The following is a 19,513-nucleotide window of genomic DNA, read 5'->3' as shown; positions in this document are numbered from 1 at the left end:
GGCGGCGCCGTCTCCGCCGCCCAGCAGGTTGGTGCCGGACCAGGCCCGCACGGCGAGCGCCCGCTGGGCGAACATCGGGCCCAGTACGGACCGCAGCAGCGTCTGTCCGGTCTTGCCGTCGCGGCCCGCGTACGGCAGCCCCGAGGCGGCCCTCTCCGGAGCCAGCGCCGGGTGGTGCAGGCCCGTGGAGGGGGTGAAGTCGACGTAGGGGCAGCCGGCGCGCAGGGCGGCCGCCGCGTAGAGGGAACTGGCCGGCAGCTCCCCTCCGGCCGGGGCCGGTTCCGTGGAAGCCACGTTCACCACGACGGCCCGCGCGAGCCCGCACCGCCGTACGAAGTTCTGCAGGTCGGAGGCGAAGGCGGTGATCAGTTCCTCGGCGCCGGGGGCCTCGCCGGCGGGACCCGGGACCGGGCCGCCCGGCCGGATCTCGCGGTCCGCGGCGGCCAGTTCGGCGGCGACGGCGGCCGGCAGGCCGGGGGGCAGGACACCGCCCGCGGCGAGGGCCTCGGCGCGCTTGGGCAGCGGGCAGTCCACGACGTCGTGGCCGCCGAAGACGAGCGACGACAGCGGCGGCAGGCCGCAGTCCTCGAAGGGTGGGGTCTCGGTGACCATGCCCGTCGGTGGGTGCAGACCCGCCGTGACGGCGGCACAGCCCGCCACGACGGTGGTGGCGACGGAGCCGCGGGCCCCGATCAGCCAGACGCCGACGCGCGGCTGGGAAACGGACGCGGACATGGGCAGCCTCCTTGTCCCCGAAGTGATGGCCGGACGACGTCCCCGTGGATGTGGCCGGAGGACGGCGGGCGGGGGTCCGGCGTCCCCCGCCCGCCGCCGTTCAGTCGCCCTGGACGGGCAGTTCCTTGAGCTGGATGTTGCGGAAGGAGACCTGGTCGTCGGCGCCGTGGTTCTGCAGGCCGATGTGACCGTCGGTCAGGCTCCGCTGCGGGTCCTTGTTGGTGAAGTCGTTGATCTTGACTCCGTTGAGGAACACCTGGAGGCGTTCGCCCTGGACCTTGATCTCGTAGGAGTTCCACTGGCCGGGCGGTCGCAGGACCTGGTCACGGGCCTTGATGTTCGCCGACTTGAACGAGTAGACGGAGCCCGTGGTGCGGTCGGGCGCGTCCGTGGCGTCGATCTGGATCTCGTAGCCCTTGTTCACCGCGGACCAGGGGTCGTCGGAGGCCGGGAAGCCCACGAAGATCCCGGAGTTGTCGTCACCCCGCATCTTCCAGTCGAGCTTGAGGGAGTACGACGTCAGCTCCTTGGCCTGGTACCAGAGCAGACCCATGCCGCCCTCGGACTCGAGGGTGCCGTCCTTGACGTCGAACCTGCCGGGGCCGGCCTGCTTCCAGCCGTCCAGGGTCTGGCCGTTGAAGATCTTGCGGTAGCCCTTGTCCGGCCTGCAGTCGGCCTTGACCTGCCCGGTGGCGTACTGGAGGCCGCCGAGCAGATGGGCGCGGAAGGCCTCCTCGGCGTAGGACTCCTTGGTGTGGCCGCCGCCGGTGTAGAACGAGCGGCCGCCGCCGTAGCTCTGGCACCAGGCGATCGGGTGGTCGCCCTTCATGGTGCCGCCCTGGTAGGTGGTCTCGTCGAGGGTGGCGAGGACCTTGGCCCGCTCGCGCGGGTTGGTGCGGTAGTTGTACCACTCGTCGGTGCGCTCCCAGGTGTCGTCCAGGTGCGCGGTGGAGGGGTGGTCGTGGTCCTCGACGCGTACGGTGGCCTGCTGGACGGCCGGGTGCGAGTGGAAGTGGGCGCCGACGAGGCCGCCGTAGAACTCCCAGTCGTACTCGGTGTCGGCCGCGGCGTGGATGCCCAGGTAGCCTCCACCGCCCGCCACGTAGTCCTCGAACGCCTTCTGCTGCTCGGCGTCGAGCACGTCACCGGTGGTGGACAGGAAGGCCACCGCGTCGTACTTGGCGAGGTTGGTGGTGGTGAACTGCCGGGCTTCCTCGGTCGCGTCGACCGTGATGCCGGCCGGGGCGCCGAGCTCCTTCAGGGCGGTGATGCCGGCCGGGATGGAGTCGTGGCGGAAGCCGGCGGTCCTGGAGAAGACGAGGACCCTCTTGCCGCCCTTGAACGGCTCCTTGGAGAACTCGAAGTCGTCCACGTCGAACAGCGCGCCCTCGCCGCCCTTGAAGACCAGGTAGATGTCCGTGGTCCGCTTCGGCAGCGCCCGCAGCGGAACGTCGACGTCCTGGAACGTCTCCCAGCTGCCGGTCGGCGGGATGTACGCCGAGCCGTGCAGCGGGCCCTCGGGCGAGCCGGTGCGCAGCTCGACGAAGCCGCCCGCGCCGCCGGAGGAGGCCCGCACGGTCATCTTCCTCTGCCCGTCGAACCGGTAGGGGGTGAAGGAGATCCAGTCGCCGTCGTCGATGTCACCGACGGTCCTGCCGCCGTGGGCGCCGGTCTTGTCGATGACCGACACGCCGGACTGGGTGGTGAAGTGCTCGCCCTGCCGGTGCAGCGGCTGCAGGACGGCGCGTGCGGTGCCGGTCAGCTCCTCCTGGCCGTTCGCCCCGCCGTCGGTGTAGCTGGCGCCGACGACGCCGTAGATGTTGGCGTTGGGATCGTGGCCGCCGTCACCGGGCGGCGGCTTCAAGGTGCCCTCGCAACCCGTCTCGCTGGTCAGCTCGTGGGCGTGGGAGTCGTGGCCGAGGCTGTAGGCGACCTTGACCCTGGAGCAGTCGATCGTCTCCTCGGGGTCGGTGACGGTCACCTTGAACGGGACGGGCTGGCCGAAGGCGGCCAGGCTTCCGTTGCCCGGGACGTCGATGCGCACCTTTGGCTCGGTGTTCCCCACCACGATCCGGACGCTGGCGTTGCCGGTGTTGCCCTCGGGGTCCTCGGCGGTGAAGGTGGCGCTGTAGGTGCCTGCCTTCCTGTACCGGTGGGTGGGGTTGAGGCCCTCGCCCTTGGTGCCGTCGCCGAAGTCCCAGGTGTAGGTGAGGTCGGTGGAGTCGGCGTCCTCGGCGGAGCCGGTGAAGGTGACCTTCAGTCCGGCAGCTCCCGACGTCTTGTCGGCGCTCACCTCGGCGATCGGCGAGAAGCCGTCCTCGGCGTTCTCGATCCGGTACAGGGCGGAGTGCTGGTCGCCCTGGAACCAGGAGATGCCGTAGTCGAGGACGTAGAGCGCGCCGTCGGGGCCGAACTCCATGTCCATGATCTGGGTGCCGGTCCACGGGAAGTCGTTGATCTTCGCGACGGTGCCGCCGGGTCCGTCTTCGGTCTGCTCGATCCGCTTGATCCAGCGCCGGCCGAACTCACCGGCGAAGAAGTCCCCGTCGTACGCCTCGGGGAACTTCACGCTGGAGTCGAGCTCGGGGTCGTAGCGGTAGACCGGGCCCGCCATCGGGGACTCGGAGCCGGTGCCGAACTCGGGCACGGAGCCGCCGTCGTACGGGATCCAGGCGGCCTGCGCGGGCGGCAGGTCGACCAGGCCCGTGTTGTGCGGGGAGGTGTTCTTCGGGGCGGCGCAGTCGAACTTCTCGCCGGACTGCCCGGAGGCGAAGTCGTAGTCGACGTAGGCGTCGTTGTCACCCGTGCAGAACGGCCAGCCGAAGTTGCCCGGCCCGGTCACCTTGGCGAACTCGACCTGTCCCGCCGGGCCCCGGTCCGGGTCGGCGGCGCCCGCGTCGGGGCCGTAGTCGCCGACGTACACGATGCCGGTCTTGTCGTCGACGCTCATCCGGAACGGGTTGCGGAAGCCCATCGCGTAGATCTCGGGACGTGTCTTCTCCGTGCCCGGGGCGAAGAGGTTGCCCTCCGGGACGGTGTACGAGCCGTCCTCGGCGACCTTGATGCGGAGGATCTTGCCGCGCAGGTCGTTGGTGTTGGCGGAGCTGCGGCGGGCGTCGAAGGCCGGGTTGCGGTTCGGCCGGTCGTCGATCGGCGTGTAGCCGTCGGAGGCGAAGGGGTTGGTGTCGTCGCCGGTCGACAGGTAGAGGTTGCCCTCCGCGTCGAAGTCGATGTCGCCGCCGACGTGGCAGCAGGTGCCGCGGGAGGCCTTGACGTCGATGACCTTCTTCTCGCTGGCCAGGTTCAGCGTGCCGTTGGGGTTCAGCACGAAGCGGGACAGGCGGTTGACGCCGTCGAACCTCGCGAAGTCCTCGGCGGTGCCGGTTTCCGGGGCGTCCCCGGCCGGGGTGTCGAGCGGCGGGGCGTAGTAGAGGTAGATCGCCCGGTTGTTCTCGAAGTCCGGGTCGATGCCGACGCCCTGCAGGCCCTCCTCGTCGTGGCTGTAGACGTCGAGCCTGCCGGCGATCCTGGTGACACCGCCCTGGTCGGTGAGGCGCAGGGTGCCGTCGCGCGAGGTGTGCAGGACGCTGCGGTCCGGGAGCACGGCGAGCGACATGGGCTCGCCCATCTCGGGTTCGCCCTTGGCGAGCGGTACCTGCTGGAACTGCCCCTCGGCGGCGGCCGGTCCATCGTGCTCCGGGTGGCCGGGGTGGGCGCCGGCGACGGTGGCCGGGGTGCCCACGGCCAGGAGCAGGCCGGTGAACAGGGCGAGGGTGGTGCGAAGCCTGGGCCGCCGGGGAGTGCGGGTGCTTCTGAGTCCGGTTCTGTGCACGAAGTCCCTCCGGGAACGGGTGGGCCGTACGGGATGGGTGCGAAGACGTGCGGTGCGGGCGCCGGGGTGCGCCGTCACCCCGGAGGTGTGCATGTCCTGGACACTTCAAGGACGGTAACCGATCCGTCCGGGGCGAACACCCCTTGCGTCAGGGTCGGTTGAACTTTCTCCCAGCACAGGACAAAGCGGAATCCGGGCAGGTCGGAGGGGGGACCGGCAGTTGCACCGGCCCCCGTCCCCGACCTGCCGCCGGGGCGTTCGGGTCAGCTGTTGAACGCGGCGTCGAAGGACGCGCTGGGCGGTTCGAAGTCGTACGCCCTGAGGCGGGTCAGCGCCTCCGGGGCGCCCTGGAGCCGGTCCATGCCGGCGTCCTCCCACTCGACCGAGACCGGGCCCTGGTAGTCGATCGAGCGCAGCATCCGGAAGACGTCCTCCCAGGGGACGTCACCGTGCCCGGCGGAGACGAAGTCCCAGCCGCGACGGGGGTCGCCCCAGGGCAGGTGGGAACCGAGGCGGCCGTTGCGTCCGTCGAGGCGCTTGCGGGCCTCCTTGCAGTCGACGTGGTAGATCCGGTCGCGGAAGTCCCAGAGGAAGCCGACCGGGTCGAGGTCCTGCCAGACGAAGTGGGAGGGGTCGAAGTTGAGACCGAAGGCCGGCCGGCGGTCGACCGCGTCCAGCGTGTGCACGGTCGTCCAGTAGTCGTAGGCGATCTCGCTGGGGTGGACCTCGTGCGCGAACCGCACGCCCTCCGCGTCGAACACGTCGAGGATCGGGTTCCAGCGCTCGGCGAAGTCCTCGTAGCCGCGCCGGATCATCGCCTCGGGCGCGGGCGGGAACATGGCGACCAGGTGCCAGATCGCCGAGCCCGTGAACCCGATGACGGTGTCGACGCCGAGGGCCGCCGCGGCGCGGGCGGTGTCCTTCATGCGGGCCGCCGCCCGCTGCCGCACTCCCTCCGGGTCGCCGTCGCCCCACACCCCTGGCGGCAGGATCGCCTGGTGTCGTTCGTCGATGATGGCGTCGCAGACCGCCTGGCCCACGAGGTGGTTGGAGACGGCCCAGCACTTCAGACCGTACTTGTCGAGCAGCTGGTGCCGGGAGGCGACGTACGACGGGTCGGCGAGCGCCTTGTCGACCTCGAAGTGGTCGCCCCAGCAGGCGAGCTCGAGACCGTCGTAACCGAAGTCGCGGGCGAGGCGGCAGACCTCCTCCAGCGGCAGGTCGGCCCACTGACCGGTGAAGAGCGTGAATCTGCGCGGCATACGGCTGTCTCCTCCTCAGGCGGCGATCGGCGTGTAGACGGAGTTCTTCTCGGCGCTCTCCTCCACCGCGGCGAGCACCCGCTGCACCTGGAGCCCGTCGGCGAAGGACGGCTCGGGGCGACGGCCCTCGGCGACCGCGTGCACCAGGTCGCGGGCCTGGTGCACGAAGGTGTGCTCGTAGCCGAGGCCATGACCCGGCGGCCACCAGGCGTCCAGGTAGGGGTGCTCGGGTTCGGTGACGAGGATGCGGCGGAAGCCGGCGTGCGCGCGGGGCTCGGTGGCGTCGTGGTACCAGAGTTCGTTCAGCCGCTCCAGGTCGAAGGCGAGCGAGCCGTGTTCGCCGTTGAGTTCCAGGCGCAGGGCGTTCTTGCGGCCGGTGGCGTACCGGGTGGCCTCGAAGGAGGCGAGGGCGCCGGAGGCGAACCGGCCGGTGAACAGGGCGGCGTCGTCGACGGTGACGGTTCCGGTGCCGTCCGCCGATACCGCGGCGAGACCCGAGGCGGGGCCGCCGGGCAGCGGGCGCCGCCGTACGAAGGTCTCGGTGAGCGCGGAGACCCCGGCCAGCGGCTCCCCCGCCAGGTACTGGGCGAGGTCGACGATGTGCGCGCCCAGGTCGCCGAGCGAGCCCGAGCCGGCCAGCTCCTTGCGCAGCCGCCAGGTCAGCGGGAAGGCCGGATCGACCAGCCAGTCCTGGAGGTAGGACACCCGCACGTGCCGCAGGGTTCCGAGGCGGCCCTCGGCGACCATCCGGCGGGCCAGCGCGGTGGCGGGTACGCGGCGGTAGTTGAAGCCCACCATCGCCAGCCGGCCGCGCTCGTAGGCGGCGTCGGCGGCCCGCGCCATCACCTCGGCCTCCTCGACGGTGTTCGCGAGGGGCTTCTCGCACAGGACGTGCTTGCCGGCGGCGAGCGCGGCGAGCGCGATCTCGGCGTGGCTGTCGCCGGGGGTGCAGATGTCGACGAGGTCGACGTCGTCCCGGGCGATCAGCGCCCGCCAGTCGGTCTCGGCGGCGGCCCAGCCGTGCCGGTCGGCCGCCGCGCGCACCGCGTCCGCGTCCCGTCCGCAGATCGCGGCCAGGACCGGGCGCCGGGGCAGGTCGAAGACGCGGCCCGCGGTGCGCCAGCCCTGGGAGTGGGCGGCGCCCATGAAGGCGTAGCCGACCATGCCGATGCGCAGCGGGGGCTTGTCGGTGCCGGGCTCCGGTACGGCGGCGGCCTCCGGTACCGCGAGCCGCTCCGGGGCTGCTGACTGCTCCGGCTCTTCCACAGATGTCCTCCTCGTCTGGTGGGCCGCCTGGGCGGCCCGGGCCGTGCGCGGCGGGGGGTGCGGACGGCTCATTCGAAACCGGTGGGCATGTACTGGTCGACGTTCGTCTTGTCGACCACGGCGGAATAGAGGGTGAGGGACGCCGGGATCTCGAACTCGGCGAGGCCGCCGACGCCCTTGCCCTGGCCGAGTGCGCGGGCCAGGTCGATCGCGGACGCCGCCATGGTGGGCGGGTAGAGGACGGTGGCCTTCAGCACGCCGTCGTCCTGCTTGATGGCCTGGAAGGCGGAGAGCGCGCCGGCGCCGCCGACCATCAGGAAGTCGTCGCGTCCGGCCTGCTCGATGGCGCGCAGCGCGCCCACGCCCTGGTCGTCGTCGTGGTTCCACAGGGCGTCGAACTCGGACTGTGCCTGCAGCAGCTGGGCCATCTTGGCCTGCCCGGACTCGACGGTGAACTCGGCGGCCTGACGGGCCACCTTCCTGATGTTGGGGTAGTTCTTCAGGGCGTCGTCGAAGCCCTGGGTGCGCTGTTTGGTCAGTTCCAGGTTGTCCAGGCCGGCGAGTTCGATGACCCGGGCGTTCGGCTTGTCCTTCAGCTTCTCGCCGATGTAGTGGCCGGCGTTGAGGCCCATGCCGTAGTTGTCGCCGCCGATCCAGCAGCGGTACGCCTGCGGGGTGTTGAAGATGCGGTCGAGATTGACCACGGGGATGCCCGCGCGCATCGCCTTCAGGCCGACCTGGGTGAGGGCCTTGCCGTCGGCGGGCAGCACGACCAGTACGTCGACCTTCTTGTTGATCAGTGTCTCGATCTGGCCGATCTGCTGGGCCGTGTCGTTGGAGCCCTCGGTGATCTCCAGGGTGACGTCCTGGTACTTCTCGGCGCGGCTCTTGGCGTTCTCGTTGATCGCGTTGAGCCATCCGTGGTCGGCCTGCGGGCCGGCGAAGCCGATGGTGACCTGTCTGCCCGGCTTGTCGTCGGCGGCGGGCTGGTCGTTCGCGGCGGGCTGCTCGTCGTCGCTCTTCTCGTTACTCGTGCAACCCGCGAGGAGGGCACCTGCGGAGACGGCGGCGGTCCCGAAGAGCAGTCCTCTGCGACTGGGGAGGTGCGACATGGTGGTGAACCCTTTCCTCAGGTCGTGCTTGCGGTACGGCGCTGGACCAGCACGGCGGCGACGATGATCGCGCCCTTGGCGATCTGCTGGACGTCGCTCTGCAGGTTGTTCAGGGCGAAGATGTTGGTGATCGTGGTGAAGATCAGGACGCCGAGCACGGAGCCGGTGATGGTGCCCCGGCCGCCGCTGAGGAGGGTGCCGCCGATGATCGCGGCGGCGATGGCGTCGAGTTCGTAGAGGTTGCCGTTGGTGTTCTGCCCCGAGCCGGAGAGGATGATCAGCAGGAAGGCGGCGATGCCGCAGCACAGCCCGGACAGCAGATAGAGGTAGAGGCGCTGGCGGCGGACGTCGATGCCGGCGAGCCGGGCGGCCTCCGCGTTGCCGCCGACGGCGACCGTGCGGCGGCCGAAGGTGGTGCGGTTCAGCACCAGCCAGCCGATGACCGTGACGGCGGCGAAGACGAGGACGAGCGGCGGTACGCCGAAGACGTACGCGTCGCGTTCGCCGAGGTCCAGGATCCCGTCGACGGTGACGATCTGCGTCTTGCCGTCGGTGATCTGCAGCGCGAGTCCCCGCGCGGAGGCCAGCATGGCGAGCGTCGCGATGAACGGGACCATGCCGCCGTAGGCGATCAGCAGTCCGTTGACCAGTCCGCAGCCGACACCGACGAGGACGGCGGTGAACAGGATCCCGCCGAACCCGTACTCCTGCGTGGCGACCGTGGTCGCCCACACCGAGGCCAGGGCGACGATCGCGCCGACCGACAGGTCGATGCCGCCGGAGGTGATCACGAAGGTCATGCCGACGGTGACCACACCGATCACCGAGGCCTGGGTGAGCACCAGTTGGAGGTTGCGGGTGTCCAGGAACTCGTCCGGCTTGGTGATGCCGCCGATGGCGACCAGGGCGGCCAGCACGCCCAGCAGGGACAGCGTGCGCACATCGGCGCGGAACACCAGGGTGCTCCAGGCGGGGCGGGGGCCGGCCGGCGGCGCCTTGTCGGTGGCGCCGCGCGGCGGGGAGACGGGCTGCGTCATGACGCCGGGCTTCCTTCCATCACGAGGTCGAGTACGCGGTGTTCGTCGAGATCGGCGGCGGGCGCGGTGTGGACGACCCGGCCCTCACGCAGCACCAGGACACGGTCGGCGAGGCCCAGCACCTCGGGGACCTCGCTGGAGACGAGGAGGACGGCGAGACCTTCGTCCGCCAGTCGGCGGACGACCGCGTACAGTTCGGCGCGGGCGCCGACGTCGACGCCGCGGGTGGGTTCGTCGAGCAGCAGCACCTTGCAGCCGCGCAGCAGCCAGCGCGCCAGGACGGCCTTCTGCTGGTTGCCGCCGGAGAGGGTGCGCACCGGCACGGCGGGGTTGTCGGGCCGCAGCGACAGCTCGCGGGTCGCCGCCCGGGCCGCGCCCAGTTCGGCGCGGCGGTCGATCCAGCCGGCCCGGGAGAAGCGGGACAGGGAGGAGACGGAGACGTTGCGGGTGACGGACTCCAGCATCAGCAGGGCCTGCGCCTTGCGCTCCTCGGGGGCGAGACCGAGGCCGGCGGCGACGGCCGCCCGCACACTGCCCGCCTTCAGCGGTCGGCCGTCCACGATCACCTGGCCGGCGGTGGGCTTCCGCGCACCGTAGACGGTCTCCAGTATTTCGGATCTCCCCGACCCGACCAGCCCGGCCAGGCCCACGATCTCCCCCGCGTGCACCGTCAGGTCCAGCGGCGCGAACTCCCCCTCCCGTGCCAGCCCCCGCACCTCCAGCACGGGCCGCACCGGGGCCGCGGGTCCGGCCGGCCGCTCCGGGAAGACGTACTCCACGTTCCGCCCGGTCATCAGCGCCACCACGTCCCGGGTGGGCGTCGACTTCGCGGGCAGTCCGCCCGCCACCGCCCGTCCGTCCTTCAGCACGGTGACCCGGTCGCCGATCCGGCGGATCTCCTCCAGCCGGTGCGAGATGTAGACGACCGCCACGCCGCCGGCGGTCAGATCGCCGACGATCCGGAACAGGTTGTCGACCTCGTCCGGGTCCAGCGCGGCCGACGGCTCGTCCATCACGATCAGCCGAACGTCGTGGGAGAGCGCCCGGGCCATGGACACGATCTGCTGCTGCGCCGCCGACAACTCCCCCACCAGCCGGGCCGGGTCGATCTCCGGGTGTCCGAGCCGCTCGAGGAGCCGGGCCGTCGAGGCCCGCGCCGCCCCTCGCCGTACGACGAAGCCGGCGGCCGTGGGCTCATGGCCGAGGTGGACGTTCTCCGCGACGGACAGGTGTTCCACCAGGTCGAGTTCCTGGTAGATGGTGGCGATGCCGAGGCGCATGGCGGCGATCGGGGAGCGCAGGGTGACCGGCTCGCCGCGCCAGCGGATGGTGCCGCCGTCGGGCTGGTGGGCGCCGGCGAGGACCTTGATGAGGGTGGACTTGCCGGCCCCGTTCTGGCCGAGCAGGCAGTGCACCTCACCGGCCACGACGTCGAGGTCGACGCCGTCCAGGGCGCGGACTCCGGGGAACGACTTGGTGATCCCGGACATGCTGAGCAGCGGTGGTTCTGGTGCCATGTGGGTTCCCCTCGGCGGTCGTGCGGGCCGGTGACAGGGCGGTTCGGCCTGCCGGCAAGCGTTTTCCGGCAGGGCGGAGCAGGGGTGCGGCGGTGCTGGGATGCGGTGTCGGGTTACGTGGTCACGTGCTGGCGTGCTTGCGCGGGGACGTACCGAGTTGCGTACCGAGTTGCGTACTGAGCCGCGTACACGGGTGCCGTGCGCGGAAGCCGTGCTGACGTGCCGTTCGGGTGGCGCCTACGCGGGTGAGAACAGGTGGTCGCTGATGAGCCGGGCCGCGCCGATGACTCCGGCGGTGGGGCCCAGCTCACCCAGCACGATGGGCAGGTTGCCGGTCGCGAGCGGGAGCGACTGGCGGTAGACCTGGGTGCGGATCGCGGCGAGCAGGGTGTGGCCGAGGCCGGTCACCCCGCCGCCGATCACCACCAGGCCGGGGTTGAAGAAGCTGACCAGGCCGGCGATGACCTGGCCGGTACGGGTGCCGCCCTCGCGGATCAGATCGAGGCAGACGGCGTCGCCCGCGGCGGCAGCGGCGGCGACGTCGACGGCGGTGAGCGTGCCGTTCACCTCCAGCCGGGAGGCGAGTTCGACGGACTGCCCCTGCTGGGCGGCCTCCAGCGCGTCCCGGGCGAGGGCGGCGCCGCTGAAGTGGGCCTCCAGGCAGCCCCGGTTGCCGCAGGCGCACGGGCGGCCGTCGGGTACGGCCTGGATGTGGCCGATGTCGCCGGCGCTGCCCGTCGTACCGCGGTGAACTCCCCCGCCGACCACGATCCCGCAGCCGATGCCGGTGCCGATCTTGACGCAGAGGAAGTCGGCGACGGAGCGGGCGACGCCCGCGTGCTGCTCCCCCATGGCCATCAGGTTCACGTCGTTGTCGACCATGACCGGGCAGCCGAGTTCCTGGCTGAGCGCCTCCCGGACGGGGAAGCCGTCCCAGCCCGGCATGATCGGGGGTGCCACGGGGACGCCCTCGGGGAAGCGGACCGGGCCGGGGACACCGATGCCCGCCCCGTCGAAGCCCTCGGCGAGCCCCGAGGCCTTCAGCTTGGCGGCCATGGCGAGGACTTGCTCGAAGACCGCGACGGGTCCCTCGCGTACCTCCATGGGCTGGGTGATGTGCCCCAGGATCTCGAGTTCGGCGTTGGTGACGGCGACGTCGATGGAGGTGGCGCCGATGTCGACGCCGAGGAACCGCAGTTCGGGGGCGAGCCGGATGTTGTGGGAGCGCCGGCCGCCGCGCGAGGCGGCGAGTCCGTCGGCCACGACCAGGCCCGTCTCCAGCAGCCGGTCCACCTCCACGGCCAGTTTGGACCGCGAGAGGTCGACCTGGTCGCCCAGCTGCGCCCGGGAGTTGGGCCCGCCGTCGCGCAACAGCTTCAGCAGTCTGGCCTGGTGGGCGTTGGCGGGTCGCGCGGTCATGCGTCTCACGTGCCCCTCCCGCCTCGTTCCGGCCATCGCTGTCGGGCTTTCGAGGGGAACGTAGCAGTGGCTGCCGGAGGTGGGAAGAAGTCGCGCACGAATTGCTCACGACTTTTTCCACTCACAGGACAAAGGACCGGAGTCGCCCCCTCCGTGGCTCCGACTGCGCGACATACGGGTGCGATCCGGCGAGATGCTGGTGTCGCCGGGAGGAGCCCCCGAGGATGAGGGCACGATCCCGGGCCGAAGCGCGGCCCGGGCGCCGGGAGAGGACACTTTCGTGATCTTGGTGACGGGTGCCACGGGGAACGTCGGCTCCGAATTGGTCCGGGCACTGGCGGAGGCCGGCGAGCCGGTGCGGGCACTGAGCCGCTCCGGCCGGACGGACGGCTTACCGGCCGGAGTCCAGGCCGTGGCGGGCGATCTGAACCGGCCCGGGACGGTGCGCGACGCCCTCGACGGCGTACGCGCGATGTTCCTGATGCCCGGATACGAGGGACAGCGGGGCATCCTCGCGGACGCACGGGCGGCGGGCGTCGAGCGGGTGGTGCTGCTGTCCGCCCGGTCGGCCGGGACCGGCGACACGAGCAACGCCGTCTCCGCCTACCTGATCGACGCCGAGGAGGCGGTCCGCGCCTCGGGTCTGGCCTGGACGTTCCTGCGGCCGACGAGCTTCATGTCGAACGCGCTGCGGCTGGCGGACCAGATCCGCGCGGGCGACACCGTCCGGGTGCCGTTCCCGGACGCGTACACCACCGACATCGACCCCTCCGACATCGCCCGGTGCGCCCTGCGCGCCCTGCTCTCCGACGAGTACACGGGACACGCCCTCGAACTCACCGGCCCGGAGGCGCTGTTGCCGGCCGACCGGGTGCGCATCCTCGGGAAGGCGCTGGGCCGGGACCTGCTCCCGGTCGCACTCGGCCACGCGGAGGCGCGCGCCGAGATGGAGGCTCAGATGCCCAAGCCGTACGTGGACGCGTTCTTCAGCTTCTTCGTCGACGGGACCCTGGACGAGTCCGTGGTGCTGCCGACGGTGCGGGAGGTCACCGGCCGGCCGCCGCGCACCTTCGAGCAGTGGGCGCGGACGCACGCGGCCGAGTTCTGAGCGCGGTGCCCCGCCGAGCGGAGTGCCCTGCCGCAACCGGGGGTCAGGGCTGCTGACGGGTGCGCGCGTGGTACGCCATGCGGTGTGCTCCACGTGCTCCCGTGCCAGCCGGGCGGTCCCCTCGTCGTCGCGCTCCACGATCGCGGCGGCCAGGTCCGGTGCTTCGATCAGGACTGCCCGCCGCGCGGCCGGGCGACCGGCGGGCGGTACCACCAGGTGCCGGCCGGGCTGGAAGGTCCGGGTGATGACGAGTTCGAGCAGTGCCTCGTGGACCCGTTCGCGCAGCGGGCCCGGCCGTTGTGGCCTGAGTACCGCTCCCTGCGGCAGCCCTGTCGGCACCATCGTCGGTCCTCCTCCTCGGCAGGGCCCTGGTGGGTGATCGGCGGTGGATCACCACGGGTGGATCACCTCGGGTCGCCTCGGGTGGATCGCCTCGGGTGGATCGCCTCGGGTGGATCGCCTCGGGTGGATCCGCCGGTGGATCGGGGAGCCGGCCCTGTCACACCCCCCGTCGCTCCCTCCCCGAAGTGCGCCGGCCCGCGGGCGGCGTCACGGACACCGCACGACCTGACCGGCGTACGACAGGTTGCCGCCGAAACCGAACAGCAGCACCGGATCCCCGCTCGCCACCGCGCCCTGCTCCACCAGCTTGGAGAACGCGAGCGGGATGCTGGCGGCCGACGTGTTGCCCGATGCGGTGACATCGCGGGCGACCACGGCGTTGACGGCGCCCAGCCGTTGGGCGAGGGGTTCGATGATGCGCAGGTTGGCCTGGTGCAGCACGACCGCGGCCAGGTCCTCGGGGGCGAGCCCGGCGCGCTCGCAGGCCGCGCGGGCCAGCGGGGGCAGCTGGGTCGTCGCCCAGCGGTAGACGCTCTGTCCCTCCTGCGCGAACCGCGCGGGCGTGCCCTCGATGCGCACGGCGTGCCCCATCTCGGGCACCGATCCCCACAGCACCGGCCCGATGCCGGGCTCCGTGCCGGGTGCGCAGGCCTCCACGACGGCGGCCCCCGCCCCGTCGCCGACGAGCACGCAGGTGGTGCGGTCGGTCCAGTCGGTGACGTCGGACATCTTGTCCGCGCCGATCACCAGGGCGCGGGTCGCCGCCCCGGCGCGCACGGTGTGGTCGGCGGTCGCCAGGGCGTGGGTGAAGCCGGCGCACACCACGTTGACGTCCATGGCGGCGGGCCGGGGAACACCGAGCCGGGCGGCGACCCGGGCGGCCATGTTCGGGGAGCGGTCGACGGCCGTCGAGGTGGCGACGAGCACCAGGTCGATGTCGGCGGGGGCGAGGCCGGCCGCCGCGAGCGCCTTGGCGGCGGCGTGCGCGGCCAGTTCGTCCACGGGCTCGTCGGGTCCGGCGATGTGCCGCGTCCGGATGCCGACCCGGCTGCGGATCCACTCGTCGCTGGTGTCGACCAGGCGCGTCAGGTCCTCGTTGGTGAGGACCCTGGCGGGCTGGTAGTGGCCGATGGCGGCGATGCGCGAGCCGTTCATGGTGTTCCCCCTCGTGCTCGGTAGCGGGGTTCACCAGTCTGATCAGTGACTCGCGGGTAGCGCGGCAGCTGATGCCACAGGAAACAGTCGCCCGGATTGTCGGCTTCCGTCAGACCGTCGGTCGTCCGGGCGATCACCCGGCGTACAGCCGTGTGACCTTTTGTACGGGTTCGTACGGTCCGCGGTCCCCGCGTGCCACGGACCGGGCGGCGGCCCCACCCCGCACGTGCAGGACAATGAGAGGCGTGAAGGTCACCTGGCCGCACGACAGCCCGGTGGCCGACGGCAACCTCCGCACCAAGGGTCGTTTCGGCCACCAGCACGTACGGAACCGGCACCGACGGGACTGATCGGGACATGGGACGAGTCACGGAACGACGCAAGGTGATCCGCATCCGCGACGGGGCGGTCTCGTCCCGTCCGGACACGCTCGTCGCCGAGGAGCCCCTGGAGATCCGGCTGAACGGCAAGCCGCTGGCGATCACCATGCGGACGCCGGGCGACGACTTCGCGCTGGCCGCCGGCTTCCTGGTCAGCGAGGGTGTACTGGCGACCGCACACGATCTGCAGAACATCGTCTACTGTGCGGGGGCGACCGCCGACGGGACGAACACCTACAACGTCGTCGACGTGAGGACGGCCCCCGGCGTGGCGATCCCCGACATCACACTGGAGCGCAACGTCTACACGACCTCCTCCTGCGGGCTGTGCGGCAAGGCCAGCCTGGACGCGGTCCGCACGACGGCCCGCTGGCCGATCGCCGACGAACCACCGCTGCGCGTCGACCCCGATCTGCTGGCGGACCTCCCCGACCGGCTGCGGGCGGCCCAGCGCATCTTCGACCGCACCGGCGGCCTGCACGCCGCCGCCCTGTTCGACGAGACCGGCGAGCTGCTGGACGTACGGGAGGACGTGGGCCGGCACAACGCGGTCGACAAACTGGTCGGCCGCGCCCTGCGCAACGACGGCCTGCCGCTGTCCCGGGCGATCCTGCTGGTCTCGGGCCGGGCCTCCTTCGAGCTGGCGCAGAAGGCCGTGATGGCGGGCATCCCGGTACTGGCCGCGGTCTCCGCGCCGTCCTCGCTCGCCGTCGACCTCGCCGCGGAGACGGGCCTGACGCTGGTGGGCTTCCTGCGGGGCAGCTCCATGAACGTGTACGCGGGCGAACACCGGCTCGCCCTGCGGGCCCCGGCCGCCCGGGGCTGACCGCCCGCCGCGGCCCGGCGACGGGCCCCGGTCTCACCCGCCCGTGCCGGAGATCCGCCGCAGCATCCCCAGGAAGCGCTCGCGTTCCGCGGCCGTCAGCGGCTCGAGGAGCGTGTCGTTGGCCGTGCGGGCCGCCTTCTCGCAGCGCGCCAGCAGCCGCGCGCCCTCGTCGGTGATGCGCACGGCGTTCTTGCGCCGGTCGCGGGGGTCAGGCTCGCGGAGGACGAGGCCGGCGGACTGGAGGTCGTTGAGGATGCCGACGACGTCCTTGGGGTCGAGCCCGACACCGCGACCGAGGTCGGCCTGGGCGACGGGGGCGAGGTCGCGGACGGCGGAGAGCACCACGTGGTGCCACATCCGCAGCCCCTCCTCGGCCAGCGCCTCGGCGACCAGCGCCCGGCCGCGGGCGGCGGCGCGGCCGAGCAGCCAGCTGGGCAGCGAACGGATCGCAAGGAGCGGGGCCTCTTCCATGGCCGCAGCCTAGCGACATTCATGGGGCGTCCCGCCGGAATTCATTGGCACCTCCAACGACCAACCCATACCGTTGGGGCAACCAACGACCTTGGAGGTGCGATGCGTCGCGTCCGCTACGACTCCCCCGGCGGCCCCCTGTTCCTGGAGGAGGTCCCCCTCCCGGCCCCGGCCCCCGGCGAACTGCTGGTGCGCTGCGCGGCCATCGGCGTCACCCTGCCCGTGGTCCGCAGGGTCACCGAGGCCACGGAGCCCACGCCCCTGGGCGGTGAGATCGCCGGGGAGGTGGTGGCCGTCGGCGACGGCGTCACCCGCTTCCGGGTCGGCGACCGGGTGACCGGCCTCTGCTTCGGCCACGGCTACGCCGACTACGCGCCGCTCATGGAGACGATGGCCTCCCCCGTCCCCCCGGACGCCTCCGCGGTCGACGCGGTCGCACTGGTGCGCAGCGGGCTGGTCGCGTACGGCGCGCTGACGGCCGCGCGCCCCGCGGCTGGCGAGTCGACACTGGTGACGGCCGCGGCGAGCGGCGTGGGCCAGCTCGCCGTGCGGCTCGCGCGGCTGCGCGGCGCGGCCCGGGTCGTGGGCGCCGTCTCCGACCCGGGCAAGGCGGACTTCGTCCGCTCCATCGGCGCCGACGACGTGGTGGTGTACGGCGACGGCGACTGGGGCGAGCCCGTCGACCACGTCCTCGACGGGGTCGGCGGCGAGCTGCTCGGCCCGGCCGTCGCCGCGCTGGCCCCGGGCGGCCGGCTGGTGACGTACGGCTCCGGAGGCGGCACCGTCCGGGCGTACGACCTGCTCGTCGGCGCCAGAACGGTGACTGGGTTCCAGATGGCCCGGATCGCCCGGGAGGAACCGGAGACGTACGAACGGTGGCGCCGGGAACTGTGGCGGCTCTTCGGCGAAGGCGCACTGCGGCCCGCCGTGCACGCCGAGTTCACGCTGGCGGAGGCGAGGCGGGCGCACGAGGTGATCGAGGCGCGCCGCAATCGCGGCAAGGTCGTCCTGCGGCCCTGACGGGGCGCCAGGAGCGCGTGCGCCCGACTCGGTGACGGTGCGCGGCTCGCGGCTCGCGGCTCGCGGGTGTCGGTGACGGCCTCGGCCGTCCGGGGGTTCCTGCGTTGGTCGCGGATGTCCGGATGCCGGTCCTCACGGACGGGTTCCGGGTGGCGGCCGGCTCGCGGCCGGCGCGGTGCTCGGGGACGAACGAGCGGCGCACCGGGTTGGGCAGCGCGTTCTCGGTGGTGCGGCAGGGCGGCACGTACGTGCTGTTCGCCGTGGCGGCGGGCACGGCGGCCACGGTGGTGCCGTACCGGGCCTGTTCCCTCACCGGGCCGTGGCACGGTCCCGCCCGTGTCCTCGCCCTCCGCTGCCGCCGGGCGGGTCACCGCGTACGACCCGCAGGCGCATCCGGAACCCGGCGGGGGCGGCGGCTGGTCCTCGGCCACGACGTCGACTGGCTGCGGACGACGGACGCCTCTGCTCAGCTCAGCGGGGGCGCGGTGTATCGGCCCCGGCTCGTGAACCTCCGGCTCCGGCCGGGCCGCTGACCCGCCCGGACCCGTCCACGGGGCCGTCCCCACCGCCGTCCCCGCCTCCGGTGCCGTGCTCGTCCACCGGGTCGTGGGAGCGGCGTCTGGCGATCACCGCGCACACCATGAGCTGCATCTGGTGGAAGAGCATCAGCGGCAGCACCGCGAGCGACGCGTGGGCGCCGAAGAGCACGCTCGCCATGGGCAGCCCGGCGGCGAGGGACTTCTTCGAGCCGGCGAACTGGACGGTGATCCGGTCCGCGCGGCCGAAGCCGAGCGCCTTGGCGCCGTACCACGTCAGCGCGAGCATCACGGCGAGCAGCACGGCCTCCACGGCGAGCAGCCCGGCGAGCCGGGCGGGGCTCACCCGGTGCCAGACGCCCTGGACCATGCCCTCGCTGAAGGCGGTGTAGACGACGAGGAGGATCGACCCGCGGTCGACGTAGCCGAGGACCTTCTTGTGGCGGGTGACGAACCCGCCGATCCAGCGCCGCAGCACCTGCCCGGCGAGGAACGGCACGAGCAGCTGGAGCACGATCTTCAGCAGCGAGTCGGCGGAGAAGCCTCCGGCGCTGCCGCCGAGCAGGGACGCGGCGAGCAGCGGGGTGACGACGATGCCCGCGAGGGAGGAGAAGGAGCCGGCGCAGATCGCGGCGGGGACGTTGCCGCGCGCGATGGAGGTGAAGGCGATGGAGGACTGGATGGTCGACGGGACGAGAGTGAGGAAGAGCAGCCCCTGCCACAGGGAGTGGGTGAGCACCACCGGCACCAGGCCGCGGGCGGCCAGGCCGAGCAGCGGGAAGACGAGGAAGGTGCAGGCCAGGACGGTGAGGTGGAGCCGCCAGTGCTTCAGTCCGTCGAGCGCCTCGCGGGTGGAGAGCCGGGCGCCGTAGAGGAAGAAGAGGAACGCGATGGCGACGGTGGAGGCGCCGGAGGCGACGTCGGCGGCCGTGCCGCGGGCGGGGAGCAGCGCGGCGAGGCCGACCGTCCCGAGCAGCAGCAGGATGTACGGGTCGATCGGCAGCCGGCTCGGCCGTCGCAGGCGTTTCACGGTGCTCCACACGGTTCTCGGACAGAGGCGGACAGGGGCGGACTGGGGCAGACAGAGGCGGACAGAGTCACACCACTGAGGCACGGGGGCCAGAGGTCTTCCCCCATCGTGCTTCCCCGCCCGCCGATCGGGAATCCGGCATACCACTCTGACTGTCATCACGGATCACGATGAGCGCGGGCTATCCTCGTCGCATGTACGACCCGTCCCACCTGCGCACGTTCCTCGCGGTGGCGCAGACGCTGAGTTTCACGCAGGCCGCGCGACGGCTCGGGTTGCGCCAGTCGACGGTCAGCCAGCACGTGCGGCGCCTGGAGGACGCGGCCGGGCGGACGCTGTTCGCCCGGGACACGCACTCGGTGGAGCTGACCGAGGACGGCGAGGCGATGCTCGGCTTCGCCCGGCGGATCCTGGAGGTGCACGAGCAGGCGACCGCGTTCTTCACGGGAACCCGGTTGCGCGGCC

At 72.2% G+C, this 19,513-nt stretch carries 16 protein-coding genes; 5 read left to right on the top strand and 11 right to left on the bottom strand.

Going from position 1 to position 19,513, the window contains the following annotated elements; all coding sequences use genetic code 11:
- The 8 genes from CCN42_RS06905 to CCN42_RS06870 form a co-directional block, all read right to left on the bottom strand.
- A partial coding sequence (locus tag CCN42_RS06905) for an inositol-3-phosphate synthase (RefSeq protein WP_211294647.1) occupies positions 1-735 on the bottom strand: 735 nt, incomplete at its 3' end.
- Positions 736-835: 100 nt separating this feature from the next.
- Positions 836-4,567, bottom strand: a complete 3,732-nt coding sequence (locus tag CCN42_RS06900) for a ThuA domain-containing protein (protein ID WP_086733778.1) — start codon at positions 4,565-4,567, stop codon at positions 836-838.
- 263 nt (positions 4,568-4,830) lie between these two features.
- The gene (locus tag CCN42_RS06895) at positions 4,831-5,829 is read right to left on the bottom strand and encodes a sugar phosphate isomerase/epimerase family protein (protein WP_086733777.1); all 999 of its coding nucleotides are present in this window, start codon (positions 5,827-5,829) and stop codon (positions 4,831-4,833) included.
- 15 nt (positions 5,830-5,844) lie between these two features.
- Positions 5,845-6,993: a Gfo/Idh/MocA family protein gene (locus CCN42_RS06890; protein WP_211294648.1), complete on the bottom strand. Its 1,149-nt coding sequence runs from the start codon at positions 6,991-6,993 to the stop codon at positions 5,845-5,847.
- A gap of 170 nt (positions 6,994-7,163) precedes the next feature.
- The gene (locus CCN42_RS06885) at positions 7,164-8,207 is read right to left on the bottom strand and encodes a substrate-binding domain-containing protein (RefSeq protein ID WP_086733774.1); all 1,044 of its coding nucleotides are present in this window, start codon (positions 8,205-8,207) and stop codon (positions 7,164-7,166) included.
- 17 nt (positions 8,208-8,224) lie between these two features.
- Complete coding sequence (locus tag CCN42_RS06880; protein WP_086733772.1) at positions 8,225-9,244, bottom strand: ABC transporter permease; 1,020 nt, start codon at positions 9,242-9,244, stop codon at positions 8,225-8,227.
- A complete protein-coding gene (locus CCN42_RS06875) occupies positions 9,241-10,761 on the bottom strand; it encodes a sugar ABC transporter ATP-binding protein (RefSeq protein ID WP_086733770.1) in 1,521 nt (506 codons plus the stop codon). Before CCN42_RS06875 ends, CCN42_RS06880 begins: the two co-directional genes overlap by 4 nt.
- Before the next feature lie 237 nt (positions 10,762-10,998).
- Positions 10,999-12,180 (bottom strand): ROK family transcriptional regulator, encoded by a 1,182-nt coding sequence (locus CCN42_RS06870; RefSeq protein WP_086733768.1) that lies wholly within the window; start codon positions 12,178-12,180, stop codon positions 10,999-11,001.
- Positions 12,181-12,460: 280 nt separating this feature from the next.
- Between CCN42_RS06870 and CCN42_RS06865 the strand changes: the two genes are divergently transcribed.
- Positions 12,461-13,288 (top strand): NAD(P)H-binding protein, encoded by an 828-nt coding sequence (locus CCN42_RS06865; RefSeq protein WP_086733766.1) that lies wholly within the window; start codon positions 12,461-12,463, stop codon positions 13,286-13,288.
- 549 nt (positions 13,289-13,837) lie between these two features.
- Here the strand turns inward: CCN42_RS06865 and CCN42_RS06855 are convergent.
- Positions 13,838-14,785 (bottom strand): beta-ketoacyl-ACP synthase III, encoded by a 948-nt coding sequence (locus CCN42_RS06855; protein ID WP_086733764.1) that lies wholly within the window; start codon positions 14,783-14,785, stop codon positions 13,838-13,840.
- A gap of 357 nt (positions 14,786-15,142) precedes the next feature.
- Here CCN42_RS06855 and fdhD point away from each other — a divergent pair, with 357 nt between their 5' ends.
- Complete coding sequence (fdhD, locus tag CCN42_RS06850) at positions 15,143-15,991, top strand: formate dehydrogenase accessory sulfurtransferase FdhD (RefSeq protein ID WP_086733762.1); 849 nt, start codon at positions 15,143-15,145, stop codon at positions 15,989-15,991.
- A gap of 33 nt (positions 15,992-16,024) precedes the next feature.
- Here fdhD and CCN42_RS06845 read toward each other — a convergent pair whose 3' ends face one another.
- Complete coding sequence (locus tag CCN42_RS06845; RefSeq protein ID WP_086733760.1) at positions 16,025-16,462, bottom strand: MarR family winged helix-turn-helix transcriptional regulator; 438 nt, start codon at positions 16,460-16,462, stop codon at positions 16,025-16,027.
- A gap of 102 nt (positions 16,463-16,564) precedes the next feature.
- Between CCN42_RS06845 and CCN42_RS06840 the strand changes: the two genes are divergently transcribed.
- Together CCN42_RS06840 and CCN42_RS06835 are read left to right on the top strand one after the other, a co-directional pair.
- Complete coding sequence (locus tag CCN42_RS06840; RefSeq protein ID WP_086733759.1) at positions 16,565-17,482, top strand: quinone oxidoreductase family protein; 918 nt, start codon at positions 16,565-16,567, stop codon at positions 17,480-17,482.
- Positions 17,483-17,604: 122 nt separating this feature from the next.
- Positions 17,605-18,015, top strand: coding sequence for a hypothetical protein (locus CCN42_RS06835; protein WP_086733757.1), 411 nt, complete (start codon positions 17,605-17,607; stop codon positions 18,013-18,015).
- On the opposite strand, the gene CCN42_RS06830 is transcribed toward CCN42_RS06835, so the two are convergent.
- The gene (locus CCN42_RS06830) at positions 17,954-19,021 is read right to left on the bottom strand and encodes a bile acid:sodium symporter family protein (RefSeq protein ID WP_386580166.1); all 1,068 of its coding nucleotides are present in this window, start codon (positions 19,019-19,021) and stop codon (positions 17,954-17,956) included. The two genes, CCN42_RS06835 and CCN42_RS06830, sit on opposite strands and share 62 nt — an antisense overlap.
- Before the next feature lie 221 nt (positions 19,022-19,242).
- Between CCN42_RS06830 and CCN42_RS06825 the strand changes: the two genes are divergently transcribed.
- Positions 19,243-19,513: LysR family transcriptional regulator (locus CCN42_RS06825; RefSeq protein ID WP_143661865.1), on the top strand; the 271-nt coding region annotated here is incomplete at its 3' end.

The organism is Streptomyces glaucescens (assembly GCF_002154375.1).
Taxonomy (GTDB): Bacteria; Actinomycetota; Actinomycetes; order Streptomycetales; family Streptomycetaceae; genus Streptomyces; species Streptomyces glaucescens.
This window is presented reverse-complemented; position numbering and strand designations above follow the sequence as displayed.

Coding starts and splice junctions, on each gene's coding strand:
- CCN42_RS06835 (WP_086733757.1), top strand. CDS start 17,605: ATGCCGGTCCTCACGGACGGGTTCCGGGTGGCGGCCGGCTCGCGGCCG.
- CCN42_RS06890 (WP_211294648.1), bottom strand. CDS start 6,993: ATGGTCGGCTACGCCTTCATGGGCGCCGCCCACTCCCAGGGCTGGCGC.
- CCN42_RS06840 (WP_086733759.1), top strand. CDS start 16,565: ATGCGTCGCGTCCGCTACGACTCCCCCGGCGGCCCCCTGTTCCTGGAG.
- CCN42_RS06845 (WP_086733760.1), bottom strand. CDS start 16,462: ATGGAAGAGGCCCCGCTCCTTGCGATCCGTTCGCTGCCCAGCTGGCTG.
- CCN42_RS06895 (WP_086733777.1), bottom strand. CDS start 5,829: ATGCCGCGCAGATTCACGCTCTTCACCGGTCAGTGGGCCGACCTGCCG.
- CCN42_RS06855 (WP_086733764.1), bottom strand. CDS start 14,785: ATGAACGGCTCGCGCATCGCCGCCATCGGCCACTACCAGCCCGCCAGG.
- CCN42_RS06880 (WP_086733772.1), bottom strand. CDS start 9,244: ATGACGCAGCCCGTCTCCCCGCCGCGCGGCGCCACCGACAAGGCGCCG.
- fdhD (WP_086733762.1), top strand. CDS start 15,143: ATGGGACGAGTCACGGAACGACGCAAGGTGATCCGCATCCGCGACGGG.
- CCN42_RS06870 (WP_086733768.1), bottom strand. CDS start 12,180: ATGACCGCGCGACCCGCCAACGCCCACCAGGCCAGACTGCTGAAGCTG.
- CCN42_RS06885 (WP_086733774.1), bottom strand. CDS start 8,207: ATGTCGCACCTCCCCAGTCGCAGAGGACTGCTCTTCGGGACCGCCGCC.
- CCN42_RS06875 (WP_086733770.1), bottom strand. CDS start 10,761: ATGGCACCAGAACCACCGCTGCTCAGCATGTCCGGGATCACCAAGTCG.